A 23897-nucleotide genomic window follows, 5' to 3' on the forward strand; every position below is an offset into this window, starting at 1 on the left:
CCGTGCCCGTCACGCTATGCAGCGATGACGGACCAGACCCGTTTGCCAGCAGCCAGGGTATCCGCACCCCATCGCCGGCTGAGCTGGGCAACCAGATGCAGGCCCCAGCCGCCGGCATCCTTGTGTGGATCGACCCACCGCAGGCTGGGAAGCCGCTGCGAGCTGTCGGTGACTGCGACATAGACGGACCGGTCCAGCAGCAAGCCGATCTCGAGTCGGATCCGGCCGGGAGTGCTGACGTGCCGGACGGCGTTCGTCACAAGCTCGGACACCACCAGCTCCGCGGCCTCCAGTTGCTCGGCCGTTGCCCGCTTCGACAGCAGGGCGCGCAGGAAACGTCGCCCGTTGCGCGGAGCGCCAGACTCCGGCTCCAGCTCCGTCGCGGACTCGACCTTCGCAGCCTCGTTCGTGTTTATCTCCCGAACCGCCATGGCGTGGTACATCTGTCCCGTTCCCCCTTGGGTGGACAGCAAGAATCGGTGCATACCCCCGGACCGGCGGCTTACGCACGTGGGCCTGAGCCTGACCGGTGCCGGACAGTCACCGACCCGTCACCGCTCGGTTGACCGTCAGCAGCCGGTCGCCCGTCATGGGCTGCAGGCGGCGGGATCTCCCGTCCGCTCACCTGCAACGCCACCTCGCGGAGCCGGACGTTGCTGTGCTGTGACTGCTGGACCAGCAGGTCAAAGGCAGCGTCCAGACCGACTCCGTGCCGTTCGGCGAGCACACCGGTGGCCTCGCCGATGTACTGGCGGGTGAGCATCGCCTCCTCGAACTGCCCGGCCAGCGCCTTGGCCCGCGCCGAACGATGCGTGCTCACGACGGCGGCCAGTGCGGCGGTCACGAACAAGGACAGCAACGCCTCGTCGAGCCGGTCGAACTCGTCGGTGCGGGCGCTGTAGAGGTTGAACGCCCCCACGCACTCCGTACCGACGATCAGCGGAGAGGTGAGATATCCCAGCAGTCCGGCCTGTTTGGCCGCTTCGGCGAAGTCGGGCCACTGGTCCGCGGCCTTCTCCACGTCGACTCGCTGGGGCATCCGGGTGCGCGCCGCCTCGACGCACGGCCCACCGCCGAAGGAGTACTGCATCTCGTCGATCGGCAGCAGTGCCTCGGAGGTGTAGGCGGCCGTTCGAGGCTTGTCCTCGCCGAGGATCGTGATACTCGCCTCGAACTCGCCGGGCAGGACGTGCACGGCCAGGTCGGTGAGGTTCTGCAGAAGACGGGCGATGTCGTGCGTATCGGACAGAGCACGCGAAAGCTCACTCAGGATCTCCGCGGGATCACCGTTCGCACGTCGAAAAGAGCCATCGCTCATGCCGGCTCGTCCTCTCGGGTTTCCCGCGAACCAGCCGACTTGCCAGCCCATCGGAACACCAAAGTACCCGCCGTTCACGTCACCACACGGCGGCGGACGTGAAGGAGCAGGCCAACCCGGACACACCGGTTGGCCTGCTCGCCGGTTCAAGCCCCAGACCTCGCCGCTAGGCGACCTCGGCCTCTTCCTCCTCGTCAACCTCGTCAGCCTCGTCGGCCTCCTCGGCTTCTTCGGCGGATGCCGCGACGAGCTCTTCGACGGAGTCGTAGCCATAGGCGTACGCGACGGCCAGGGCGACGTCGAGGCTGTCATCGACCTGCGTGTCGAACGTGATGGACTGCTGCACGGGTGTTCCGATCCTCCCAATGAGATGGCTTTCTCGGCGTGCAACCTTAGTCGGTCACGTGGCGTTGATGAGGCCGGCAATCTCGTTCCACAGCGTGCGATACGCCTTTGCCGCCGGGCTGTTCGGGGCGTACGCGGGCAGCGGCGCGCGCTCGACGGCCATCTGCTCGATCACGGCCAGCGCCGGGATGGCGGTGCCGCTGATCCCTTCCCGTTGTGCGGGCAACTCGGCGATGATCTGCCGGTGCAGGCGCTTTCGCCGATCGGCCATCGAGAAGAACGCGTATACGTCCGGGCGGCGGCCGTCGAAGCCGTCCAGGAACCCCGTCAGCTGGTCGAACGTACGCAAGGCGAGCACCGTCGGGATGATCGGCACCACCACGAGGTCGGCTGCGTGCAGGACGTTCTCGGACACCAGCGACAGGCTGGGCGGTGTGTCGAGGAACACCACGTCGTAGTCGCCGGCCAGGCCGGCGAGCAGGCGGCCCAGCGTGCGCGCGGCCTGCTCGCCCTTCGAGCCGGACGCCGCGAGGTCGAGGTCCATGTTGCGGTAGGTGAAGTCGGCGGGCAGCAGGTCGAGGCCCTCGAAGTCGGTGCCCTTGAGCGCGGCGTCGATCGGGCGCTTGCCGTGGACGAGGCGCGTGCTGCCGCCCTTGACCCGCGGCTTGACGCGGAAGAGGTAGGTCGCCGCGCCTTGCGGGTCGAGGTCCCACAGCAGCGTGCGGCGGCCGCTCTGTGCCGAGAGATAGGCGAGGTTGACGGCCGCGGTGGTCTTGCCCACCCCGCCCTTGATGTTGTACGAGGCGATCGTCTTCATTGCCTTCGTCATGGGAGCAGCGCCTCGATTCGTTGCCGGTTCCTGGCGCTGACGAACCGTTCCACCCGATCGGTCAAGGCTTGGCGCGCCTGCTTCTGCTGGTCGCCGAAGCGGCCTGCGAGCTCGCCCATCGCCAGCAGGGTCGCGGCCGGTGGGCGGCCGCTCTGCAGCATCTGCTCGGCGAACATGCGCAGGCCTTCGCTTTGCACCTCGCCGTCCTGGAACGAGCCGAGGACGTCCTGCAGCTGCTTGAGCTCCTTGACGACGGCCTGGTGGGCGGCATGGTCGCACAACGGCCGGAAGACCTCGAGGAGGTAGCGCAACTCCTTGCACCGCTTGCGAAGCGCGTGGATGTGCTCGGCGGGCGAGCCGGGTGTGAGGACGCGGCCGCGGCGTCCGACGCGCTTGACCATGTGACGGATCCGCTGGGCCGCTAGCTGCCCGGCGGCGGTGGTGGCCGGCTCGGTGGGCTCGGTGGGCTGCGCGGTTTCGGCGCCTTCGGTGTTTTCGGTGTCTTCCGCGCTTACCGGATGTTCGGTTTCGACAACCTCGGTAAGGAAGGCGGTCCAGCCGTCGAGCAGCCTGGCGAACCGCTGCGATCGCAGCGTACGCGCGAGCTTGCGTTGTTCGCGTTGCCGTTGCCAGAGCAGGTGCGCGGCGAACGGCTCGAGGTCGCCGGGCTCGCCCACGACGAGCTTGCCGGCCAGCTGGTCGATCTCGAGGAGGTATACATCGAGGTCTCTGGTCGGCGTGGTGACGTCGCCGAGCCACTTGAACGAGGCGGCATAACGCGCGAGCTGTGCCTCGGTGAGCGGCAGGACGTCGCCGGCGAGCTTGAGCAGCGAGCGCGTGCGGCGGACGGCGACGCGCAGGTCGTGGAGGAACTCGGTGTCGATGTCGTCGACCACGCCGTCGACGTTGGCGGCGATCGCGTCGGCGAATCCCAGCAGCGCAAGGGCGATCGCCAGCCCGGCCGGCTGGTCGGCGGTGATCGCCGGCCGGCCGGGCGGCTCGATCGCCGCTGTCGCCGTCCGGACGAGCTCGTCCTCGGCCGTCGTGCCGGACTCCTCGAACCCGTCGGCGGCCAGCAGCGCCTTGCGTACCCTGTCGGCGTCTCGCTGGTAGCCGAGCACGGGCCGGACCACCACCTGCGCGAGCGGCTCCGTCCGCACGGGCTCGGAGCCGGTGACCTCCACCCAGTCGAGGCGTACGACGGTCTTGCCGTCCTCGTTGAGCACCGCGACCTCGCGCGAAGTCGTACGGCTGCGGGCGATCGGCAACACCGCGCGTACCCACATCGCCGACGCCACCCGGTCGAGCACGTCACCCGGCGGGAACTCCTCGACGCGCGCCGGCCACTCGGGCACCTCGGTCAACCCGGTGGTGACGATCGCCTCGCCGTCAACCAGCACCAGACGGCCCGGACCGGTGGCCCGTTCGTGGCTGAGCAACTGCCCGCGCTTGCGCAACCGCCCGTCAACGGTGTCGAGATAACTCGCCGTCCGCGTCCGGCGAGCGCCGGCGGACAGGTCGTAGTGCTCGTTCAGCGGCTCGAGCCCGGCCAACACCGCGGCCCCATCACCGCGGGTCGGCCGGCCGCGCCACCGCAACGTGTGCGGGCAGGTCGGGTTCGGCATGGGTGGAGCTCCAGGTGTAAGGGAAAGGCATACGGGGGCGGGCGGCGGTCAGTGTAGTTCACCCTGGTGAACATCCCCGTTCAACTTTTGCTCACCTTTGGCGCTCGGTCCGAAGCTCCGTAATGACCGGCCGAAACCCGTGTCTCTGTTGGGCTGCCCCGCCTGCTCGTCGTGCCAGACGTAGAACGTCGCGACCCCGGAGTGCCGAGCGCGCGGATCCAGGTCAGCAACACCAGATCAGGTTGCCCGACCTAGCCGGTTTCCGCGACCAGTCTTTCGCGCATCGCCGCGAGCTCGGCGACTGCACGAAAGTAGCCCGGCGCGTGGGCTTCCTCGGCATGCACCGCGAACAACGGGTTGTGCGTCGCCACCTGCTCGGCGATCTCCGCGCCGATGCTCGCGATCCGCAGGATCGCGTTGTCCACCAGCTGTTCCACGCTCACCCCACCGCCGTACGCGGAGGCGAACAGCCGCAGCCGCTCGCGGCGGTCCGGCTCCGACGGCCAGCCGAACGCGGCCAGGTCGCGCGTGGGGTGCAGCGGCACGAACTGGTACGCCGCGTAGGCCAGGTCCCACGCCCGCGTCGTCGGCCCCGCGGAGTCCCAGTCGATGATGCCGACGACCTCGGCGCCGTCGAACACGATGTTCCAGGGCGCGAGGTCGTGGTGGCCGATGATGTCGGGCGCCGCCGGCCGGGCGAGCTCGTTCGGCGCCCAGACCAGGCCGGCGGCCGACACCTCCGCGAGCGGCAGGCTCGCGTCGTGGACGCGGCGGATCGCGCGGGCGACGTTCGCCAGCGCCTCGTCGGTACGCAGTTCGGACCGCAACGGCGGGTACCCGGTCGAGCCCGGAAGGTACGACAGCCGCTCACGCCCGTCGCCGGCGAAGCCGAGGAAGCGGGGCGTGAGCTCACACCCGACCGCCGCGTAGTGCTCGAGCAGCGCCCGTACGCCCGACGCGCCCTGGCCGCTGCGGCGAATCTCCGAACCCACCCGCTCCGGCCGGGCGAACCGGCCTCTGTCCATTTCCATCGCCACCATTGTCCCGGTCCCGGTGGTTTGCTCTGGCTACCGGCGGCAGCTTCCGTCCGGAGCCGTCCGCGGCGAGCGACTCGTACAGCATCGGTAGCCAGAACCGAGCTCGGATATACGCACAGGTGGAAGGCGTTCCGGCCGTAGGGGCGGAAACGCTTTGAGGGGATCGCGGTGTACGGGCGAGAATGCCGGGTGTGGTTGGCGAGCTCGTACACGCGATCCTGCCGCCGCCGGACCTGTGGAAGTTCCGGGAGATCACCGGCGTCGGCGACGAGGAGCTGGACGTGAGCTTCGACGGCTGGTCGAAGCTCGCGATCCTGTCCGCGGACAAGGTGTTCCTGTTTCCACGGCGAGGGCGCGACGAGCGGCTGCTGCACGGTGCGTACGTGTCGGACGTCCTTGTGGGGCTCGGGCTGGACTGTGTGCCGCCCGTGCTCGGGCGCTGGCCGGCGGGTGTGCTGGACGCCGGGCCGTTCGTCGCGCTGGAGCGGCGGGGCGGGACGCGCTGGCCGTCGCTCGAGGAGTCCGCCGGCCTCGACGACTACGAACGGATGCTGGCGAGTCTCGGCGGGCAGATCGCGCGCTGGCACCGGCTGGACGTCCCCCGGCTGCCGCCGGAGGTCCAGCGGCCGCTGGTGCAGGACCGGCCCATGCTGACCCGCCTGCTGGATCCGGATCGTGTGGACCTCGCGTGCGAGGAGGTCGTACAGCGACTGGAGCCCAAGCCCGCTTGGGCGGAGCGGTGGCGGCGGACCGCCCGCCGGATGGCCGGCCTGCCGCCCGTCCTCCTGCACGGCGACGTGTGCGAGAACCAGCTCCTCGTCGACGCCGGCCTCCAGGTGCGTACCGTCCTCGACTGGGACGAGGCGGGCGTCGGCAACCCGTTGCTGGACTTCGACTTCGGCGAGTGGGGCTTCGCGATCTTCGGCTGGGAGGAGGAGTTCGCCCGTCTCCGCCGGGCGATGTGGACCGCGTACACCGCCGAGCTCGACGGTGCGCTCGGGCCCGACCTGCCGAGCGCGGACGAGGTGCACCTGCTGTTCACACTGAAGGAGCTGGCGTACTTCGAGGAGAGCAACGCCGCCGGCCCGATCGACGAGTGGGGCGCCGCGCGGCTGGCCAGGCTCCGGCGGCAGATCGGACCCGCCACCGAAGCCGTCTGAGCGATTCGATCGCATGCCCGAAGCCCTGCTCCTGAGCGGCGTGATCGGCGTCGGCAAGACCACGGTCGCGCAGGCGGTCGGTGTCTTGCTCACAGCCGGCGGACATCGCACGGCCGTGGTCGACACCGACGCGCTGGCCCAGTTCGGTCCTCCGCCGGTCGCAGGCGCCGGTGGCGGCGAGCGGCGCGACTTCTACGACCGGTTGAAGTGCGCGAACCTGGCGGCGGTCTGGGCGAACTTCGCGGCTTCCGGTGCGGAGTACGCCGTCGTCGCCGGCGGCATCGAGACCGCGGAGCTGCGCCATCGCTACGAGACTGCTCTGGCCGGCTGCGAGGTCCGGCTGGTCGGCGTCACCGCGCCGCTCGAGACCGTACGCCGGCGGCTGCGCGCCAGGGACAGCGGCGAGAAGCTGGACCGCCACCTCGCCACGCTGCCCGACCAGGCCGGCCACCTGGCCGCCGCCGCGATCGAGGACTTCACGGTGACCAACGACCGTCCGCCGGCCGAGGTCGCGCGAGAGATCGTCGCCCTGGCCGGCTGGGCCGCCGATCTCAGCTAGCGCCTGCGGCCATCGGCCCGGGCTGGCCCCACGCGGTCGTCCGTCCGACGGGCTCGGGTCAGTGGGGCTCGGCGGGCGGATCGTCGCCGGCGGCGATCGTGGTCTGGACCCAGGCGACGTCGTGCCAGGCGCCGTGCTTCCAGCCGATCCGCCGGTTGGTGCCGATGAGTTCGAAGCCCATCGCCCGATGCAGGCCGACGCTCGCGTCGTTCGGCAGCGTCATTCCGGCGACCGCCGTATGGAAGCCGCGCTCGGCGAGGCGGGCCAGCAGCGTCTCGTAGAGCGCCCGGCCACCGCCCGTACGCCGCCGCCCGAGCTCCAGGTAGACGCTGACCTCACACGCCCAGCGGTAGGCAGCCCGGGTCTTGAACGGCCCGCCGTACGCGTACCCCACGACCCGGCCGTCGTCCTCGAGGACGAGCCAGGCGTGGGTGCGTTGCGCGGAAGCGATCCGCCGCGCCATCTCCTCCGGCGACGGCGGGTCGCTCTCGAACGTGATCGCGGTCTGCTCGACATACGGGGCGTAGATCGCCGCGCACGCGGCGGCGTCGACCACGGAGGCGTCTCGCACCTTGCTCATGGGAGGACCACCACCACGGCATACCGGACCGGCTTGCGGCCCAGGTTGCGGAACCGCGCACGCCCCCACAGCCGAAACCGCAGCACGTCACCGGCCCGCAGCTCGTGCACGTCGTCGTCGAGGCTGAACTCCAGCTCGCCGGCGAGCACCCAGATGTGCTGCTCCTGGCCGGCGACCGGTGGCCGGTCGTAGGAGATGTCGGCGCCCGGCCGCAGCTGGCCCTCGACGATCTCGCCGCGCAGGCCGGGATGGGGCGGTGACACGGCCCGCCGGGTGAAGCCGGACTCCTCGTCGCGCCAGACCAGCTGCTGGTCCGCGCGCATCAACTGCGGCGACTCCGACTCGACCTCGGCCAGCAGCCGGGAGAGCGTCTTGCCGTATGCCGCGCACAGCTTGCCCAGCAGGCTCGCTGTCGGGCTGATCTCGGCACGTTCCAGCCGGGAGAGGGTGGAACGGCTGACGCCCGTCCGGCGGGCCAGGTCCTCGAGCGACCAGTCGCGTTCGACCCGCAACTCCGCCAGGTGGCCGGCCAGCCGCGTGTCCAGCTGATCCGCGCCGGAGACCTGGGGCGGAGCCTCCTCCGTCGATTTCATATCTGGGATACTATCCCACATATGAAACGCGCGGACTGGCATCTGGTTCTCGACCTCGGTGGCGTGCTGTTCACGTTCGACCATGCTCGCCGGCTCCGGGAACTGTCGGCCACCTGCTCGCTTCCACCGGATCGGCTGCACGCCCTGCTGTGGACGTCCGGACTCAGCGCCGACGCCGACGCGGGCCGGTTCCCGAGCGCGGAGGACTTCCGGGCCCGTGTACGTGCGTCGACCGGCTTCACAGGCGCCGACGACGACCTCGATCTCGCCTGGTGCAGCGCCTTCCGGCCGGACTGGCGGGTACGGGAAGTGCTGAACGCGCATCGCGGGTCGCTGACGCTGTTCACCAACAACGGCCCGCTGGAGGAAGAGGTGCTGCTGCGCTGCTATCCCGCGATGTTCGAGGGCTTCGGGCAGCTGCTGTTCAGCTATCGCCTCGGACATCGCAAGCCCGACCCGGCGGCGTTCGGGGCCGTGTCGTCCCGGCTGGGCGTCGGCGCGACGGCCGGGGAGATCCGCTTCGTCGACGACAGCCATGCCAACTGCGACGTGGCACGCAGCCTGGGCTGGACCGCGTACCCGTTCCAGGGCCCGGAAACGGTCGAGCAGGCACTCACCGCGGCCCGCGCGGGTTAGGGTCGATGTCCGTGCCCACACTCACGTTCCGGCCCGCGGCCCGTTCCGACCTACCCTCTGTGCTCGCCCTGATCGCCGGCGAGGACAGCGTGATAGACCCGGCGACCGTGGTCGTCTCCGAAGCGCATGAGCGCGCGTTCGCGGCGATCGAGGCCGACCCGCGCAACGAACTGCTGGTGCTGGCCGATGCCGACGGCGCAATCGTCGGTTGCCTGCAGGCGACGTACATCCCCGGCCTCGGCAGGGGCGGCGCCGAGCGGGCACTGATCGAGGCGGTACGCATCCGCGCGGACCGCCGCGGCGGCGGGCTCGGCCGGATCCTGATGGAGCGGGTGGCCGCTCGCGCACGCGAGCGTGGGTGCGCGGTTGTCCAGCTGACCAGCAACAAGCAACGCGAGGCCGCACACCGCTTCTACGCCGCGCTGGGCTACGCGCGAAGCCACGAAGGCTTCAGGTTCGCGCTCCAGGGCCCGGATTTCGGCCGGTAGGGTTTCTGAGTGACGAACCTACGCGACCAGATCATCGCCGAACTCGCTGTCAAGCCGAAGATTGCTCCCGATGCCGAGATCCGGCAGCGGGTCGACTTCCTCAAGGCCTACCTGCGATCCACCCACGCCAAGGGCTTCGTGCTCGCGGTCAGCGGAGGCCAGGACAGCACCCTCACCGGCAGGCTGTGCCAGCTCGCGTGCGAGGAGTTGCGCGCCGACGGCCACGAGGCCACCTTCGTCGCCGTACGCATGCCCTACGGCGTTCAGGCCGATGAGGAAGACGCGCAGATCGCGTTGAAGTTCATCCAGCCCGACCAGACCATCACGGCCAACGTCAAGCCGAGCGCCGACGCCGCAGCCGCCGAGGCCGCGCACGCACTGGGCGAGCTGCTGGGCGACGAGCCCAAGCTGCGCGACTTCGTACGCGGCAACATCAAGGCCCGCGAGCGCATGGTGCTCCAGTACGCCATCGCCGGACAGCTCGGCCTGATCGTCGTCGGCACCGACCACGCGGCGGAGGCGGTGACCGGCTTCTTCACCAAGTACGGCGACGGTGGTGTCGACGTCACCCCGCTGACCGGCCTGACCAAGCGCCAGGGCGCCGCGCTGCTGCAGGAGCTGGGCGCGCCGCCGAGCGTGTGGAAGAAGGTCCCCACGGCCGACCTCGAGGACGACCGGCCGGCGCTGCCGGACGAGGAAGCGCTCGGCCTCACCTACGCCGAGATCGACGCCTACCTCGAAGCCGCGGACGTCGCGCCGGCGGTTTCCGCCAAGGTCGAGTCCATCTACCTCGCGACCCGGCACAAGCGCGCCGTACCCGTCACGCCGGTCGACGACTGGTGGCGGAGCTGACCTGCTTCCATGGCAGCAGACCTGGGACAACGGGCCCTGATCGAGCGGGCCCGGCAGGTTCTCGGCGCGGACGACCGGGTGCTCGGCGTGTGGATCGTCGGCAGCCATGCCAGGGGTACGAACGACTCGTTCAGCGACGTCGACCTGTGGGTCGTCGTCGGCCCGGATGACGTCGAGAGCTTCTGCTCCGACTGGCCCAAGACGTCCGACGAGATCGCTCCGACAGTGATTCGACGGCAGGTCGGCAGCCTGCCGATCTTCAACCAGGTCACCACGGACTGGCTCCGCTTCGACGTCTCGGTGGCGACACCCGACCAGATCGCCGGGCGCACGCGGTCGACCACCAAACCCCTCCACGACCCGAACGGGCTGAGCGCCGGCCTCGGCGAGCCCCGTCCGCCCCTGCAGCCGGACCCGGAACGGGTCGAGTCGATCACCCACGAGTTCTTGCGCGTCCTCGGACTGCTGCCGGTCGCCGTCGGGCGCCAGGAGTACGTCGTCGGCGAGTCCGGCGCCGGCCTGCTGCGGGGCATGCTGATCGACCTGATGCTCCAGGACGTCGCGGTCGAGGACCGAGGTGGGGCGTTGCACCTCAACGACCTGCTACCCGCCGACCGGCTGCGGACCCTGACCGACCTCCCGCCGCTACAGGCGACCCGCGAGTCGGTGATCGCCGCCAACGTCGCCTGTGCGACGGCGTTCCTGCCACTGGCCCGCGACCTGCACGCCCGCTGTGGCGTGGCCTGGCCGCGGGAGCTGGAGGAGGCAGCCCGCCGGCACCTCGCCACCGCGCTGTCGATCGAACTGCCCGTCTAGTGCTTGCCGCTCTGGTCCGGCCTGATGAGAGCGTGGATCTGCTCGGTCGTGGGATCGTGGGCGCGGTTGGTGGAGACGATGTGCAGGATGAGGTCCGCGTCGGCCTGGAAGAGGCTTTCGCGACGGGACGGATCCGCGCCGCGTTCGAGCAGCAGTCGGACCACGTCGACCTTGCTTCCCATGATCGCCCAGTGCAACCCGGTCCAACCTTGGGACGGAGCGACGTCGGGTGAGACGCCGCGGTCGAGGAGCCAGCGCACGACCTCCGTCCGGCCGTGCAGGCAGGCGTAGACGAACGCCTCGGCGAGGAGCTCCTCCGGCGCGCCGGTCGGCGGCAGCTGGCGTGACATTCCTGGCATGGGAGCGACGTCGGGGCGCGCCTTCGCGCTCTCGGGGCATAGCCGGCCGTCGGCGTCGAAACAGGCCCGCACCAAGTCCAACCGGCCGCAGGCGGCGTACGTCCAGAGAGCCGGGGGCACGATCGCGTGCTCGGCGAGCACGTCCACCATCTCTGTGTGGCCGTGGTAGATCGCGTGCTCCAGCGGAGTGTTACCTGTCTGCCGGTTGCCGAGGTCAGCACCGGCTGCGAGCAGCAGCTGGACGTACTCGACCCGATCCAACTGGACGGCCCAGCTCAGTACGACGTCCAGACTGTCGGCCTTGTGCAGCAGCAAGTCCACTGCAGCTCGCGGTACCCCGAGCTCCCGGCCCAGGTGTCTGCCGGGGATCCGCTCCGGCATTGCGAGCATGTGGAGCAGGTCGGTGGCCTGCTCGGCGGAGAGTTCGGCGAGCCGGCCCGTGTCGCCGGCCAGCAGAGCCTCGGCCGCCGGCTCCAGACGCTCCCACCTCTCGTGGCGTTCGTCGAGATCGCGCCTGGCCTTCTCCGCGTAGGAGAGCAACTCCCTCCAGGTTGGAAAGCCGTTCTCCCGCGCTATGACCAGCTGCGCGTCCCGGCGTTCGACGTCGATGTCAGCAGGGTCGGCCGGATCAGCGTGGCGGGGTACGTAAGCCCGCAACCGGCGCAGCGCGGTCGGGTCGCCGCGGCGCAGCTCGACGAGGAGGAGTTTCACCTGGCCGGCGTAGAGGCTCGCACTCTGGCCCAGAAGGCGCGAGACCGGCCGGTCTTCGACGATGTTCGGACGCTCGATATGAGCCTTGAACTCTGCCCAGGTGCGGAATCCGTGTTCCTGCGCGAGCACGAACTGGGCGTCGCTGAGGAGGAACCGCTCGGCTGCTCGCTCGCCGAGGACGTCGGCGACTCTGGCCACGGCTTCTGCCGCACCGTCGGCGTAGAGGTGAAGCAGTTGCTTGGCCTGCTTCCGGTAGTACTCCAGGTTCGGATGGGCAGGCAGCTCGAAATGACGATCGGACATCACGACCTCCTTCGTCGCCGAGGTCCGCTTGCCCGGCCGGAAAGAGGCTGGTGGTGTTCCGGTGCGTCAGAAAGAAGTGCTCGAGGTGGGAAAGTCCCTGCCCGCGGACTGGCAGCGTCCTCGACCGCTCCGGTCAGCCTAGCCACCCGGGCCGGCCGCCGACAACGGATCAGGCGGTCGGCGGAAGGTTGCCGCCTTTTTCGTACGGCCGCCGGCCGGCTTGGGCCAGGCGGCGTTGCGCAACAGGCGCAGGCCGTTGAGGCCGACGATGACGGTCGAGCCTTCGTGGCCGGCGACGCCCAGGGGCAGCGGCAGGTGGCCGATCAGATCCCAGGCGACGAGCACGGCGATGAACGTCGCCGCGATCGCGAGGTTCGCGATCACCACGCGGCGAGCACGGCGGGCCAGCGCGATCACCGCGGGGATCGTGGAGAGGTCGTCGCGTACGACGACGGCATCGGCGGCCTGCAGCGTGAGGTCCGCTCCGGCGCCGCCCATCGCGATGCCGGCGTTGGCGGCGGCCAGCGCCGGTGCGTCGTTGATGCCGTCGCCGACGACGGCTACCCGGTCGCCCGCGGCCTGCATCTCCCGTACGGCCGCGACCTTCTGCTCGGGCAGCAGACCCGCGCGCAGCTCGCGGATCCCCAGCGGCCCGGCCAGGCGCTGCGCCGCCGCCAGGTTGTCGCCGGTGAGGAGTACGGGCGGGCGCGTCGTAAGACCGGCGAGCTGATCGACCGCGACGGCCGCCTCGGGCCGCGGCTCGTCGACGATCCCGAGTACGGCGACCGGCTGGTGCTCGACCGTCACCTGCACGGCGGTCATGCCGTCCCACGGCGAAGCATCCGCTGCGGCACCGACGTGCACGGTCTGGCCCTTCACGCGGGCGGTCACGCCGACCCCCGGCTGCGCGGTGAACGACTCGGCGGCCGGCAACGGCGCCAGTCCACGTTCCCGCGCCGCCCGTACGATCGCGGCCGCCAGCGGGTGCTCGCTCGGCAGCTCGGCCGCCGCGGCGAGCCGGAGCGCCTCATCCTCGTCCAGCCAGGCCTCCGGCAGCAGCCGTACGTCGACCACGCGCGGTGTCCCTCGGGTCAGCGTCCCCGTCTTGTCGAACGCCACCCGGGTCGTCGCGCCGAGCTGCTCCAGCACGACCGCGGACTTCACCAGCACGCCGTGCCGTCCCGCGTTCGCGATCGCGGCGAGCAGCGGAGGCATGGTCGCGAGGACGACCGCGCACGGCGACGCGACGATCATGAACGTCATGGCGCGCAGCAGCGTCGGCGTCAGCGGCCGGCCGAACAGCAGGGGGACGACGAACAGCAGCACGGTCGCCGCGACCATGCCGATGGAGTACCGCTGCTCGACCTTCTCGATGAACAGCTGCGTCCTGGCCTTGGTCCGCGACGCCTCCTCGACCAGCTTCGCGATCCGCGCGACGACCGACTCACCTGCCGGACGGCCGACCCGGATCCGTAGCGCGCCGGTGCCGTTCAACGTTCCGGCGAACACATCGTCTCCGGCGCGCTTGCCGACGGGCAGCGGCTCGCCGGTGATCGTGGCCTGGTCGACGTCGCTCGCGCCGTGTACGACGATGCCGTCGGCGCCGATCCGCTCGCCCGGCCGGACCAGGATCTCGTCGCCGACCGCGAGGTCCTGCACGTTCGTCACATGCTCGGTGCCGGTGCCGGACTCGTCGACTCTGGTCGCGGTCTCCGGGGCGAGATCGAGCAGACCGCGTACGGAGTCCTCCGTGCGCTTGGTCGCGACCGCCTCGAGCGCCCCGGAGGTCGCGAAGATGACGATCAGCAGCCCGCCGTCGAGCACCTGGCCGATCGCCGCCGCCCCAACCGCGGCGACGACCATCAGCAGGTCGACGTCGAGCCGCTTCTCACGCAGAGCCTGCAGCCCGGCAAGCGCCGGCTCCCAGCCGCCGGCGGCGTAGCAGGCGAGGAACAACGTCCAGGGCAGCCAGCCGGGCGCGCCCGCCACCTGCGCGGCCAGGCCGCCCAGGAACAGCGCCGTCGCCGCCACGGCCCCGCGCACCTCGGGCAGCGACCACGCGCTGCGCCACCATCCGGTCTGAGTAGACACGGGACACGATCGTACCTGCGCAAGCATGCAGGTACGCAGACAGCCTGGCCAGCGCCGGTAGAGTGCGGGCATGCACTCCTCGATCGAGAACTTCCAGATGCCCAGCGAGGAGCAGGTCCACCTGGCGGCCGAGTCGTTCCGCCTGCTCGCCGACCCGACGCGGATCAAGGTGCTGTGGGCACTCCTGCAGGGCGAGTCGTCCGTCGCGTGCCTGGCCGAGCTCGCCGGCGTCGCACCGACCGCGGTCAGCCAGCACCTGGCCAAGCTCCGGCTGGCCGGGCTGGTGAAGGGCCGGCGGGAGGGAACGTTCGTCTACTACTCCGCCGCCAACGAGCACGTCCAGCGGCTCCTGGACCAGGCGCTCAACCACGCCGGGCAACTGGACAGCGCGTAGCGGGCGCGGCGCGACTGGCGGTGGAATTTCTCGCGCCAGCGATGAGTTCCTCCCGTCCGTTGGCGTGGCCGTCCAGGGCCGATCCGAACGACGAGAGCGGTGAGCACGCGATGAAGGCGGTGCGGTTCCACGAGTACGGCGGCATCGACGTCCTGCGGGTGGAGGACGTCGAGCGTCCGGTGCCAGGGCCCGGGCAGGTCCTGGTCGAGGTCCGCGCCGCCGGAATCCAGCCCGGCGAGGTGATGATCCGCAGGGGCGCGCGGCACAAGCGCTGGCCGGCGACGTTCCCGTCCGGGCAGGGCAGCGACCTGGCCGGTGTCGTGGTGGACCTCGGTCCGGAGGTCCGCGGCTTCGCGGTCGGCGACGAGGTGCTCGGCTTCACCCACAACCGGGCGAGCCACGCGGAGTTCGTCGTGGCCGACGACGTGAACCTGACCCACCGTCCGGCCGGGCTGTCCTGGGAGGCGGCCGGCGCCCTCTACGTGGCGGGCACGACCGCGTACGCCGCCGTCTTCGCCGTCGACCCCGGACCGACCGACACGGTCGTCGTCTCCGGCGCCGCGGGTGGCGTCGGCTCCGTTGCCGTCCAACTCGCCCGCCGGCGCGGCGCCACGGTGATCGGGTTGGCCGGCACGCGAAACCACGCCTGGCTTAGCGACCACGACGTCATCCCGGTCGAATACGGCGATGGCGTGGCCGAACGAATCCGCGACGCTGCCGGCGGACCCGTCGACGCGTTCATCGACACCTTCGGGGAAGGCTACGTGGACCTCGCCGTGGCAATCGGCGTCCAGCCCGACCGCATCAACACCACCCGCGACTGGGAAGCGGCCGCCAGAGTCGGCGCACGTACCTACGGCGAGGGCGCTGCCGCGAGCGCGGTCGTCGTCGGCGAACTGGCCCGGCTCGCGGCACGGGGCGAGCTCGAGGTGCCGATCGCCCGCACGTACCCACTGGAACAGGTCCAAGCCGCATTCCGCGAGCTGGAAGAAGGCCACACCCACGGCAAGATCGTGCTCCGGCCGTAGTACTCGCCTGCGTTGCGGGGGCCGGGCGGTCTCCGCCCAGCCCCCGCACGTCTTCCGGTCAGAGTTCGCAGTTGACCTTCACGTCGAACTGCTCGTCGATACTGCACACGTCGACATCGGGGCCGCCGTCCACCGCGTCGTTGGAGATGAACGGCAGGTCGGTGGCGATCAGGATGTCCTGACCGGGTCCACCGCGTAGGATGTTGCGGGCGATTCTGCCGTTGCCCTCGCCGTTGATGCCGAAGATGCTGAGCCTGTCTCCGGCGGAGCCACCGGTGAGGTTCTCCACGTCGACGCGGATGTCGTCGCCCTCGCCCAGCGCGCCGTCGTTGGCGACACCGTCGAGTGCGGCCAACACCGTGGTGCTCCGGAATCGGTACGAGGCTTCGTCGAGACCGAATCCACCTTCGAAGACGTCCGCGCCGTCGGGACCGGAGTCGGCGTCGAAGCGGTCGTTGCCGTCCATGCCGAACACGAAGTCGTTACCCGGTCCACCGATCAGAGTGTCGTTGCCGGCGTTGCCCCACAGCTCGTCGTCGCCGCCACGACCGTCGATCCTGTCCGCGCCCTCCATTCCGTTGAGGAAGTTGTGCACGAGGTCACCGGTGAGGACGTCGTCGGCCGCACTGCCTTCGACGTTGACCTGGCCGATGTTGTCGCCCTCGCCGGTCTGCCCGTCGTTGGCGTTCCCGTCGAGACTGACGTTGACCGCCGTACCGCGGGGGGCGTACGTCGCGAGGTCGCCTCGGAAGCCGGCGTCGCCGCCGACGAAGGTGTCGGCGCCGTCCGCGACGTTCTCGGCCACGAACATGTCGTCTCCCGGTCCGCCGTCGAAGCTGTCGTCGCCGGCGCCCAGGCACGCCGTGTCGTTGCCACCCAGCCCCATAACCGTGTCGTTGCCGGCCCCGGCCAGGATCACGTCGTTTCCCGGGGTTCCCACGATGGTGTCGTCGCCGGACGTGCCGGTGATCGTCACCGTCAGGAAGCGGCAGGTTTCCGCTGCCATGGCGGGTGACGGTCCGGCCAGGCCGGCGACCATCAGAAGTCCGCACGCCAGCAGCCCACCTGTTGCCCATCGCTTGCGCATAGTTCCTCCTGCAGTTCGGTTGATGTTCGAGCTCGACACCGACCGTCCGGCAGCAGGCGGACTCGTCGCACGGATCCCGACCGAACCCGAATGTCCCGGGAGCTGATCAGCAGGAACCGGCGCCGGTCGCGGCATGTCCGGGAGTGACCCTAAAGTCAGGCGGGCTGTCCACGCGTTCGGATTCGGTCGGAGTTCTGTGCCGCGACCTGCAGGCAACAGACGATCGATGCCGGCCACGGTCGTTCGATTCCGAAGGAGATCGCAGTGGACAACCCAACGCCACCAAGAGACGAAGCAAAGCCCAGCCGCCGAGTACGCAGGAGGCTCCCGCGACGGGCGGCGGTCCTGCTGGCCGCCGTTGTGGGCCTGATCGCGAGCATCGGTATGACGAGCTCGGCCCAGGCCGGGCCGTTTCTCCACTTCGTCAACGACGTCAGCAGGAAGTGCCTGGACGTGACGGACGCGTCCAACATTCCCGGCACGCAGTTGCAGCAGTGGAAGTGCAATCAGGTGGACGAGCAGGTCTGGCTCCCGATCGACGTGGGCAACGGCTACCTCATGTTCGAGAGCAACAACACCTCCAACCAGTGCCTGGACGTCCAGGACGGTTCCGCGGTGCCGGAGACACCTGTCGATCAGTGGTTCTGCTCCGTCGGCGGGCCGCGGATGTGGTGGCGCTCCGCGCCCGCGGACGACCAGGGGCACGAGGTCCTGCAGTCGGCTCTCGGCAATCTGTGCATGGCCCTCGGCGGGGGATTCTCCAGCCGCAACGGCTGGCCGATCGTGATCCACGAATGCGCCACCACCAGCGGACAGTTCTGGCGCTTCACCTAGACGATTCGCCCATGCGCGAAGCCCGTCAGGCAGAGCTCATGCCGCCCGCGCGCCCGCGGGCGGCACCCTCATCCGTCGGCGCGGTCCGACGTTGGTTCGCTGACTGCCGCGAGGTAGGTGCGGATCTGGTCGGACTGGGGCGAGCCAACGTCGGTGTAGAGGTTCAGAGCGTGCTCGTAGTGGTGGCGGGCACCGGCCTGGTCGTCGAGAGCGTGGTGGGCGTGGCCGAGGCCGGTTCGTGCGCGGGCTTCCTGGGGGCGGGCACCGATGTCGGAGGCGATCGCGAGGGCGTCGGCGTGATACGTAAGCGCGTCGGCGGGTTGGCCGGTCGCGTGGACGGCTTCACCGAGACCGTTGAGGGCCCACGCTTCGCCCTCACGGTTGCCGGTCTCGTGGTAGATCGCAAGGGCCTGTTTGTGGCACTCGGTGGCTTGGGCGGGCCGGCCGAGGCGGGTGTGGAGGGTGCCGAGGCTGTCCAGCACCCAGGCTTCGCCCGTACGGCTACCAGCCTGCCGGAACAGGATCAAGGCCTGCTCGTAGCGCGCAGCTGCCGGCCCGTGCTTTCCCAGCTTCACCTCGATGCCGCCGAGGTCGTTGAGTACGGTGGCTTCGCTGATCCGGTCGCCAGCCTCCTGGGACAAGATCAAGGCCTGCTCCTGGTGCTCGACGGCCGGGCGGAAGCGGCCCAACCGCTCCTCGATATTGCCGAGGTTGTTCAACGCGCGGGCTTCGCCCGTACGGTCGCCGGCCTGCCGGTACAGGATCCGGGCCTGCTCATAGTGTTCGGCAGCCCATCGACTACGGCCAAGTCCCGCCGCGATGAGGCCGAGGTTGTTGAGTGTGCGGGCCTGGCCGAGTGGGTCGCCGGTTCGCTGGAACAGGTCCAGGGCCTGCCGGAGGCTTTCAGCGGCCGGCTCGTACCGGCCCAACTGCGCGTGAACGCCGCCGAGGTTGGCCAGTGCCTGGGCTTGTCCGTTCTGGTCGCCGGCTTGGCGACCGGCGTGGACGGCGTGCCCGTGAACGGTCAGGGCGTCGTTGTAGTGCCCGCCGCCGAGGTAGCGATGCAGGATGGCCGACAGCCGGGTGGCATGGGTGGGCCAACCGTGGTCGGCGGTGTGTGCTGCGACGACGACCAGGTTGGGGCGTTCGGTGTCCAGCCACGCGAGGGCGGTGTCGGTGAGGGTCGGGGCTGGGGTGCCGGCCGACGGGATCCGGGGCCGGCGTTGCGTTTCGGCGGGGTGCAGGACGTCCATGGCGGCCGCGGTGGTGGCCAGGTAGTAGTCGAACAGGCGAGTCAGCGCGGCTCGGCGGTCGGATGGGGAGTCTTCGTCACTGCCGCGGCCCGTGGCGTAGGCGCGGACCAGGTCGTGGAAGGTGTACCGGCCGGGTGCGGCCTCGTACGACAGATGATCGCGGCACAGCTGGTCCAGCTCGGCCGAAGCGGCCGGCAGGTCACGATCGGCCAGGGCCGCGGCGGCGTACACGTCGAAGTCCTGGCCCGGATGCAGCGCCAGCAGACGCAGCAGGCGCCGCCGTCCATCCGGCAGTTGCCGGTAGGACACGTCGAGCGCGAGCTCGACCCCGCCTTCCAGGCGCCCCTGTTGGAGCCGTTCGTCGAGCCGGTCGGCGTGGTCGGTCAACGTCCAGCCTGGTGTGCCGCGGATGTGGGCGGCGACCACGCCCAGGGCGAGCGGCAGGTGGCCGCACCGACCGGCGATCCGGTCCGCGGCCTGCCGGTCCGCGCCTCGCGGAACTCCGGCCGCGGCCCGGGCAAGGAACGCCGACGCGTCGGCCGGGCTGAACACGTCCACCGTCACGTGTGTCGCGGCGTCCAGCCCGGACAGCCTGCGCCGGCTGGTCACCAACACCGGACAACCCGGGGTCTCCGGCAGCAGAGCTTGGACCTGATCGGTGTCGGCCGCGTTGTCCAGAACGACCAACGTACGACTCCCGGCCAGCCGCCGACGATAGGCGGCGGTCAGGCCCGCCAGGTCGTGCGGAATCCGCCGGCCGGGTACGCCCAGCACGCGCAGAAAACCCTCCAGCACCGCGGCCGGGTCGGCCGGCGGCTGGCCGGGATCGGGATGGAACCCGCGCAGGTTGACGAACAACACCCGATCCAGGCGCGCCCGCGCGGCATACAGATGCCCGGCGCGGATGGCCAACTGTGTCTTGCCGACGCCGGCCATGCCGGCGATCGCCGAAACCACCACAACCTCACCGTCGACTCGCCCGGCATCGAGCGCCCGCAGGAGGCAGGCCAGCTCCACGGTCCGGCCGGTGAACCCATCCGGATCGGGCGGCAGCCCTTCCTGCACTCGCACCTGCGCCGCGGCTCGCGCCAGCCCACCGACCACCTGCAGCGCCTGCCGCCAGTGCGCGACGTACCCGACGTCCGGATGCAGTACCCGCACCACAGCCACCACCAGCTCGGGATTCAGCCGCCGCCGACCGGGCCGGAAACAATCCACCACAGTGGTTTTGCCCACCAGCTCGCCGGCCTGCCTGCCATCCGTCGCCCAGGCCGCGTTCACCCGCGCCGTGATCCATTCGTACGAAGGATCACCCGCCCACACCTTCAACCACCGCAGCTGCTCAATCAGATCATCCAGATTGCCGGCCCGCCCCGGATCCGGTACCGCCTCGAACACCGCCGCCAACCGCTCCGACGACTGCATGACAAGCAAACCTCCCCCGACCAGAATCCGCACTGACCAACGCATCCAAGGCCGGCGATCCGATCCTGCGATCGACGATACGCCCGCAAGGTCACCGCAGACCGATGAAGAGCCAGCCATGGTGAAAGCCGCGAAAGCGAACCGTGGCGCGGTCCGATGGCAGTCGGCCGTGGTGGAGCCCGATGAAGGCGTGCCGTGGTGGGGGTTGCGACGTAGGTGTGAGTGGCCGGTGGATTGGTGGCGGCGGCGGGTTGGTGGCGGTCAAGCTTGCTTGACCGCCAAGGGCTTCTCGATTTGGCGGCAGAGGCTCCGAAGTCAAGATGCTGTCTCACGGCGGCACAGGAACCCCAGCAGACAACTACAGGCCTGAAAACGATGCGCTCGCCGCCGTGAGACAGCGCGCCCCTGGGACAGGCCCCCAAAGCAATAGGCGTTGCGCTCTCAGCCCGGACGGTCGCGGTTCGAAGGACGCCAGCGCGCAGCCGGATCGCGCATCGCGGCCACGAGTACACAGGCCGCTCCAACCAGAATGCCCAACCAGCGCAGGTGAGCCGGCGTCCATTCCGTCCCGAGGCCCACCAGCATGGGCGCCTGCGGGATCGATGTGGCCGGCAACAACGCGGCCAGGAAGGCGGGCGTGGTGCTGATGCCGGGATGGTCGAATCCGTGGCGTCGGCCCCAGGCGGCCACCGCCCAGATGACGGCGAGCGCGGCGGCCACCTCGACCGTGAGCCCGACCCCAAGAGCCCACCGCTCCCCGGCCGGCGCCGAGCGGAGGAAACCACCGAGCAAGGCCGCCCACAGCGGCCCGACAACGGCCACCGCACAGCCGATGCGCAACCAGAGCCGGCGCGCCAGGCTGTACGGGCTGGCCTGCAACGTGACCGCCGCGCCATCGTCGAGTACGTACCCACAACCCAACGCCAACAGCAGCCCCAGCACGCGCAAGTCTCCGATGACGTCATGCGTCGCTCCACCGCGCGCAGCCAGAAACGCCGCGCCGGCAGCGATCCCAGTCACGAACGGCGCCAGGCGCAGGCTGCGTACCAGGTGGCCACTGCGGACGAGCTCCCACGCAACCGACGGTGTCACGGCAGCTGGAGCCAGCCGAGCACGAGGGTGACGGCCAGAAGCGGTCCACCGACCAGGGCCAGCCGCGGCCACTGCGCGCGATCGCGGTAGACGGCGGCGACGGTGGCACAGGCGCAGAGCCCGGCCAGGTAGGCGGCATGCAGCCACGGTTCGCCCGGCACCGGTACCCGGCCTTCGACCGGCCACCCTGTCGACCACCACATCCACCAGTAGCCGGCGTTCCATCGCCCGAACAGCACGAGACCGCCGAGCGTCGCGGCGACGAACATGAGCAGTACGCCGCCCGCGAAGGACAGCCAGCGGGCGGCGAGGACGCCGAGCAGCCCTGCCCCCGCGAGGATGAACGGAAGCTGGGCAAGCTCGCCGGCGGCCTGCAGATCGTTCGGCGGGATGGTGTAGAAGACGGCGATGAGCGCCATGGCACCAGCAGCGACGGCGCCGGCTCCGGCCAGTGGGAGCCCGATCCCCAGACTCATCGCCCAGGTCCGGCGGGTGCCCGAGGTCGGCGTGACGTTCAGCATCTCCTCGGCCCGGCTGCGGCGGGCGCTGCTGGCGACCAGGTTCGCGGCGAAGAGGACGAGCAGCGGCCCGAAGAACGCGACGGCGACGAAGATGGTGCCGTACCAGTAGCCGGCGTTGCGGCCGCCGCTGGCTCCGTCGAGCGCGGACGTAACGGCGACGACGACGGGTACCAGCCACAGCACGGGATGCCGGGCGAGGCGCCATGCCTCCCGGCCGATCAGTGATGTCAAGTTGAGCTTGCCGGTCGCACCTGGGCCGGTGGTAACGGGGGCCGCAGCGGTCATGGGTGGGTGACCTCCAACTCGGGTTCGCCCATGAGCAGGAGGTACGCGTCCTCCAGCGTGGGTGCGACCAGATCGGCGCCTTCGGGCGGCTCGCCGACGTTGCGGTAGGCGCCGTCGCCGGTGCGCCACGCCGCGAGCGCGGCAGGCGACCGCTGCGTGTCCGTCCACACGCGACCCGCGGCCTGCGCGGTCAGCTCGGTGGGCGTACCGGAGAATCGGGTCCGGCCCCGGTGGATCACGGCGATCCTGCTGCACAGGGCGGTGATGTCCTCGGTCTGGTGACTGGACATGACCACCGTGCGGCCCTCGCCGGCCTGGGAGATCATCTCCCGGAACCGCAGCCGCTGCTCGGGATCGAGGCCGACCGTCGGCTCGTCGAGGACGAGCAGGTCGGGTTCTCCCAGCATGGCCTGGGCCAATCCGACCCGCCGGCGCATTCCGCCGGACAGGGCGCGGATCCGCTTCGCGCTGACGGACGCCAGCCCGGTCAGCGTGATGACCCGGCGGACTTCGTCATGCCGGGACCGCCGGTCGGTCATCTCCTTCAGGATCGCCACGTAGTCGACGAACTCGAAGACCGTGAACCCTCGATGGAACCCAGCGTCCTGGGGCAGGTAGCCCAGGCGTTCGCGGATCCGCTTACGGTCGTCGGGGCGCGACGGGTCGCGGTCCAGCAGCGTCACCGTGCCCCGATCCGGCGCCAGGACGGTGGCGATCGTCCGGAGCAGAGTCGTCTTTCCCGCGCCGTTCGGTCCGAGCAGTCCGGTCACGCCCGGGCCGGCTTCGAAGTCGACGCTGTCCAACGCCTTCGTACGTCCGAAGGACTTGGTCGCGCCATGCACGCGCACTGTGGTCATGCGTTTCTCCCCAGCCTGATCGTGACGGTGTTACGGGTGACGGCGAGCCAGGTGGCGCCGCCGATGGCTCCGGCGAGCCAGCCGACCTGAGCGCCGACGCCGAAGGCGACGTCGAGGTGGCCGGCGACGGCGATCGGGGCGGTCACCAGCACCCACGTCGTGGCCACGACACCGACCGCGACCACAGGCGTCATACGGGCGGTCAGGGCCAGCGCGGCGCAGGTGAGCCCGGCGGCGGGCAGGAGCCAGGCAGCGGCCAGCCAGTTCGAGCCGGGCAACGCGAACCCGGCCGCGGCCACGATCGGAACGGTGACCGCCAGGACCGCGGCCGTACGGATCAGCAGCAGGCGCAGCCCGGAGTACGGCGCGGCGAGCCCGATCTCCCGGGTCGGGTCCAGGCCGCCCGCGAAGGCCACCGCGACACCCGCCAGCGGCCCGAGTGGGGCGCCCACGAGGAACACCAGGAGGAAGCGCTCATCGACCTGAGCCGCCCATGCCGCGAGCGCGAGTACACCCGCGACGGCCAGCAACCACGGCGCTCGCAGGGTCGGCGTCGCGGCGACGAGACGTGCCGTCGCCTCGCCGACGCCGAGCCGCACCAGCATTCGTTCCGGCCGGCTCCGCCGGGGTGTGTCCACCCGGTCGGCCACCTCGTCCCAGATCGTCTCTGCCCGACGAGCGTCCACGTGGGACGAGATCACGCCCCGGCAGGCCGCGCACTTCATCAGGTGCGCCTCGGCGGACGCGGCCAGGTCCGGCGGAGCGGCACCCTGTGCGTACCGGCGGATCGCCTCCGGATCCAGGTGCCAATCGGTCATG

At 70.5% G+C, this 23897-nt stretch carries 25 protein-coding genes; 9 read left to right on the top strand and 16 right to left on the bottom strand.

Annotated elements, in window-relative coordinates; translation table 11 throughout:
- Positions 1-14: 14 nt before the first annotated feature.
- From ACYVF6_RS33350 to ACYVF6_RS33375, 6 genes are all read right to left on the bottom strand, one after another.
- Positions 15-431: an ATP-binding protein gene (locus ACYVF6_RS33350; protein ID WP_460527036.1), complete on the bottom strand. Its 417-nt coding sequence runs from the start codon at positions 429-431 to the stop codon at positions 15-17.
- A gap of 71 nt (positions 432-502) precedes the next feature.
- Positions 503-1318, bottom strand: coding sequence for an ANTAR domain-containing protein (locus ACYVF6_RS33355; RefSeq protein WP_460527038.1), 816 nt, complete (start codon positions 1316-1318; stop codon positions 503-505).
- Positions 1319-1484: 166 nt separating this feature from the next.
- The gene (locus tag ACYVF6_RS33360) at positions 1485-1664 is read right to left on the bottom strand and encodes a hypothetical protein (protein WP_460527040.1); all 180 of its coding nucleotides are present in this window, start codon (positions 1662-1664) and stop codon (positions 1485-1487) included.
- Between the two features lie 54 nt (positions 1665-1718).
- Entirely contained in the window at positions 1719-2492 is a 774-nt protein-coding gene (locus tag ACYVF6_RS33365) for a ParA family protein (protein WP_460527042.1), read from the bottom strand.
- Complete coding sequence (locus ACYVF6_RS33370; protein WP_460527044.1) at positions 2489-4117, bottom strand: CYTH and CHAD domain-containing protein; 1629 nt, start codon at positions 4115-4117, stop codon at positions 2489-2491. Before ACYVF6_RS33370 ends, ACYVF6_RS33365 begins: the two co-directional genes overlap by 4 nt.
- A gap of 251 nt (positions 4118-4368) precedes the next feature.
- Positions 4369-5148: a phosphotransferase gene (locus tag ACYVF6_RS33375; protein WP_460527046.1), complete on the bottom strand. Its 780-nt coding sequence runs from the start codon at positions 5146-5148 to the stop codon at positions 4369-4371.
- Between the two features lie 188 nt (positions 5149-5336).
- Between ACYVF6_RS33375 and ACYVF6_RS33380 the strand changes: the two genes are divergently transcribed.
- Positions 5337-6314, top strand: a complete 978-nt coding sequence (locus ACYVF6_RS33380; RefSeq protein ID WP_460527048.1) for an aminoglycoside phosphotransferase family protein — start codon at positions 5337-5339, stop codon at positions 6312-6314.
- A 13-nt stretch (positions 6315-6327) separates the two neighbouring features.
- A complete protein-coding gene (locus ACYVF6_RS33385) occupies positions 6328-6873 on the top strand; it encodes a P-loop NTPase family protein (RefSeq protein ID WP_460527050.1) in 546 nt (181 codons plus the stop codon).
- Between the two features lie 58 nt (positions 6874-6931).
- Here the strand turns inward: ACYVF6_RS33385 and ACYVF6_RS33390 are convergent, their stop codons facing one another.
- Positions 6932-7453 (bottom strand): GNAT family N-acetyltransferase, encoded by a 522-nt coding sequence (locus ACYVF6_RS33390; protein WP_460527052.1) that lies wholly within the window; start codon positions 7451-7453, stop codon positions 6932-6934.
- On the bottom strand, positions 7450-8046 hold the full coding sequence (locus tag ACYVF6_RS33395) for a helix-turn-helix domain-containing protein (protein ID WP_460527054.1): 597 nt from the start codon (positions 8044-8046) through the stop codon (positions 7450-7452). The genes ACYVF6_RS33390 and ACYVF6_RS33395 overlap by 4 nt, the downstream gene beginning before the upstream one ends.
- A gap of 21 nt (positions 8047-8067) precedes the next feature.
- Here ACYVF6_RS33395 and ACYVF6_RS33400 point away from each other — a divergent pair, with 21 nt between their 5' ends.
- The 4 genes from ACYVF6_RS33400 to ACYVF6_RS33415 are packed head-to-tail and all read left to right on the top strand — an operon-like array spanning position 8068 to position 10838.
- On the top strand, positions 8068-8682 hold the full coding sequence (locus tag ACYVF6_RS33400) for an HAD family hydrolase (RefSeq protein WP_460527056.1): 615 nt from the start codon (positions 8068-8070) through the stop codon (positions 8680-8682).
- 11 nt (positions 8683-8693) lie between these two features.
- Complete coding sequence (locus ACYVF6_RS33405) at positions 8694-9170, top strand: GNAT family N-acetyltransferase (protein ID WP_460527058.1); 477 nt, start codon at positions 8694-8696, stop codon at positions 9168-9170.
- A 9-nt stretch (positions 9171-9179) separates the two neighbouring features.
- Entirely contained in the window at positions 9180-10022 is an 843-nt protein-coding gene (nadE, locus tag ACYVF6_RS33410) for an ammonia-dependent NAD(+) synthetase (protein ID WP_460527060.1), read from the top strand.
- Positions 10023-10031: 9 nt separating this feature from the next.
- Positions 10032-10838 carry a nucleotidyltransferase domain-containing protein gene (locus ACYVF6_RS33415; protein WP_460527062.1) on the top strand — a complete coding sequence of 269 codons (807 nt, stop codon included), beginning with the start codon at positions 10032-10034 and terminating at the stop codon, positions 10836-10838.
- Here the strand turns inward: ACYVF6_RS33415 and ACYVF6_RS33420 are convergent.
- Both ACYVF6_RS33420 and ACYVF6_RS33425 read right to left on the bottom strand, forming a co-directional pair.
- The gene (locus ACYVF6_RS33420; protein WP_460527064.1) at positions 10835-12211 is read right to left on the bottom strand and encodes an ankyrin repeat domain-containing protein; all 1377 of its coding nucleotides are present in this window, start codon (positions 12209-12211) and stop codon (positions 10835-10837) included. The two genes, ACYVF6_RS33415 and ACYVF6_RS33420, sit on opposite strands and share 4 nt — an antisense overlap.
- A 138-nt stretch (positions 12212-12349) precedes the next feature.
- Complete coding sequence (locus tag ACYVF6_RS33425; protein ID WP_460527066.1) at positions 12350-14302, bottom strand: HAD family hydrolase; 1953 nt, start codon at positions 14300-14302, stop codon at positions 12350-12352.
- Between the two features lie 70 nt (positions 14303-14372).
- Here ACYVF6_RS33425 and ACYVF6_RS33430 point away from each other — a divergent pair, with 70 nt between their 5' ends.
- Entirely contained in the window at positions 14373-14696 is a 324-nt protein-coding gene (locus ACYVF6_RS33430) for an ArsR/SmtB family transcription factor (RefSeq protein WP_460527068.1), read from the top strand.
- Between the two features lie 41 nt (positions 14697-14737).
- Positions 14738-15724, top strand: coding sequence for an NADP-dependent oxidoreductase (locus ACYVF6_RS33435; RefSeq protein ID WP_460527070.1), 987 nt, complete (start codon positions 14738-14740; stop codon positions 15722-15724).
- Between the two features lie 58 nt (positions 15725-15782).
- On the opposite strand, the gene ACYVF6_RS33440 is transcribed toward ACYVF6_RS33435, so the two are convergent.
- On the bottom strand, positions 15783-16811 hold the full coding sequence (locus ACYVF6_RS33440; protein ID WP_460527072.1) for a calcium-binding protein: 1029 nt from the start codon (positions 16809-16811) through the stop codon (positions 15783-15785).
- A gap of 264 nt (positions 16812-17075) precedes the next feature.
- Here ACYVF6_RS33440 and ACYVF6_RS33445 point away from each other — a divergent pair, with 264 nt between their 5' ends.
- On the top strand, positions 17076-17645 hold the full coding sequence (locus ACYVF6_RS33445; protein WP_460527074.1) for an RICIN domain-containing protein: 570 nt from the start codon (positions 17076-17078) through the stop codon (positions 17643-17645).
- Between the two features lie 68 nt (positions 17646-17713).
- On the opposite strand, the gene ACYVF6_RS33450 is transcribed toward ACYVF6_RS33445, so the two are convergent.
- The 5 genes from ACYVF6_RS33450 to ACYVF6_RS33470 all read right to left on the bottom strand — a co-directional run bounded on the left by ACYVF6_RS33450 (position 17714) and on the right by ACYVF6_RS33470 (position 23896).
- Complete coding sequence (locus ACYVF6_RS33450; protein ID WP_460527076.1) at positions 17714-20323, bottom strand: tetratricopeptide repeat protein; 2610 nt, start codon at positions 20321-20323, stop codon at positions 17714-17716.
- Between the two features lie 441 nt (positions 20324-20764).
- Complete coding sequence (locus ACYVF6_RS33455) at positions 20765-21415, bottom strand: hypothetical protein (protein ID WP_460527078.1); 651 nt, start codon at positions 21413-21415, stop codon at positions 20765-20767.
- Positions 21412-22221: a hypothetical protein gene (locus tag ACYVF6_RS33460; RefSeq protein WP_460527080.1), complete on the bottom strand. Its 810-nt coding sequence runs from the start codon at positions 22219-22221 to the stop codon at positions 21412-21414. Before ACYVF6_RS33460 ends, ACYVF6_RS33455 begins: the two co-directional genes overlap by 4 nt.
- Positions 22218-23078, bottom strand: a complete 861-nt coding sequence (locus ACYVF6_RS33465; RefSeq protein ID WP_460527082.1) for an ABC transporter ATP-binding protein — start codon at positions 23076-23078, stop codon at positions 22218-22220. The genes ACYVF6_RS33460 and ACYVF6_RS33465 overlap by 4 nt, the downstream gene beginning before the upstream one ends.
- Positions 23075-23896 (bottom strand): hypothetical protein, encoded by an 822-nt coding sequence (locus ACYVF6_RS33470; protein ID WP_460527084.1) that lies wholly within the window; start codon positions 23894-23896, stop codon positions 23075-23077. Before ACYVF6_RS33470 ends, ACYVF6_RS33465 begins: the two co-directional genes overlap by 4 nt.
- Between the last annotated feature and the right edge of the window lies 1 nt (position 23897).

This window comes from Flindersiella endophytica, from assembly GCF_054779015.1.

Excerpts from the sequence above, each read along its gene's own strand:
- ACYVF6_RS33350 (WP_460527036.1), bottom strand. The coding sequence starts at position 431 with ATGGCGGTTCGGGAGATAAACACGAACGAGGCTGCGAAGGTCGAGTCC.
- ACYVF6_RS33355 (WP_460527038.1), bottom strand. The coding sequence starts at position 1,318 with ATGAGCGATGGCTCTTTTCGACGTGCGAACGGTGATCCCGCGGAGATC.
- ACYVF6_RS33365 (WP_460527042.1), bottom strand. The coding sequence starts at position 2,492 with ATGACGAAGGCAATGAAGACGATCGCCTCGTACAACATCAAGGGCGGG.
- ACYVF6_RS33370 (WP_460527044.1), bottom strand. The coding sequence starts at position 4,117 with ATGCCGAACCCGACCTGCCCGCACACGTTGCGGTGGCGCGGCCGGCCG.
- ACYVF6_RS33375 (WP_460527046.1), bottom strand. The coding sequence starts at position 5,148 with ATGGAAATGGACAGAGGCCGGTTCGCCCGGCCGGAGCGGGTGGGTTCG.
- ACYVF6_RS33380 (WP_460527048.1), top strand. The coding sequence starts at position 5,337 with ATGCCGGGTGTGGTTGGCGAGCTCGTACACGCGATCCTGCCGCCGCCG.
- ACYVF6_RS33385 (WP_460527050.1), top strand. The coding sequence starts at position 6,328 with ATGCCCGAAGCCCTGCTCCTGAGCGGCGTGATCGGCGTCGGCAAGACC.
- ACYVF6_RS33390 (WP_460527052.1), bottom strand. The coding sequence starts at position 7,453 with ATGAGCAAGGTGCGAGACGCCTCCGTGGTCGACGCCGCCGCGTGCGCG.
- ACYVF6_RS33395 (WP_460527054.1), bottom strand. The coding sequence starts at position 8,046 with ATGAAATCGACGGAGGAGGCTCCGCCCCAGGTCTCCGGCGCGGATCAG.
- ACYVF6_RS33400 (WP_460527056.1), top strand. The coding sequence starts at position 8,068 with ATGAAACGCGCGGACTGGCATCTGGTTCTCGACCTCGGTGGCGTGCTG.
- ACYVF6_RS33415 (WP_460527062.1), top strand. The coding sequence starts at position 10,032 with ATGGCAGCAGACCTGGGACAACGGGCCCTGATCGAGCGGGCCCGGCAG.
- ACYVF6_RS33420 (WP_460527064.1), bottom strand. The coding sequence starts at position 12,211 with ATGTCCGATCGTCATTTCGAGCTGCCTGCCCATCCGAACCTGGAGTAC.
- ACYVF6_RS33430 (WP_460527068.1), top strand. The coding sequence starts at position 14,373 with ATGCACTCCTCGATCGAGAACTTCCAGATGCCCAGCGAGGAGCAGGTC.
- ACYVF6_RS33435 (WP_460527070.1), top strand. The coding sequence starts at position 14,738 with ATGAGTTCCTCCCGTCCGTTGGCGTGGCCGTCCAGGGCCGATCCGAAC.
- ACYVF6_RS33440 (WP_460527072.1), bottom strand. The coding sequence starts at position 16,811 with ATGCGCAAGCGATGGGCAACAGGTGGGCTGCTGGCGTGCGGACTTCTG.
- ACYVF6_RS33450 (WP_460527076.1), bottom strand. The coding sequence starts at position 20,323 with ATGCAGTCGTCGGAGCGGTTGGCGGCGGTGTTCGAGGCGGTACCGGAT.
- ACYVF6_RS33460 (WP_460527080.1), bottom strand. The coding sequence starts at position 22,221 with ATGACCGCTGCGGCCCCCGTTACCACCGGCCCAGGTGCGACCGGCAAG.
- ACYVF6_RS33465 (WP_460527082.1), bottom strand. The coding sequence starts at position 23,078 with ATGACCACAGTGCGCGTGCATGGCGCGACCAAGTCCTTCGGACGTACG.
- ACYVF6_RS33470 (WP_460527084.1), bottom strand. The coding sequence starts at position 23,896 with ATGACCGATTGGCACCTGGATCCGGAGGCGATCCGCCGGTACGCACAG.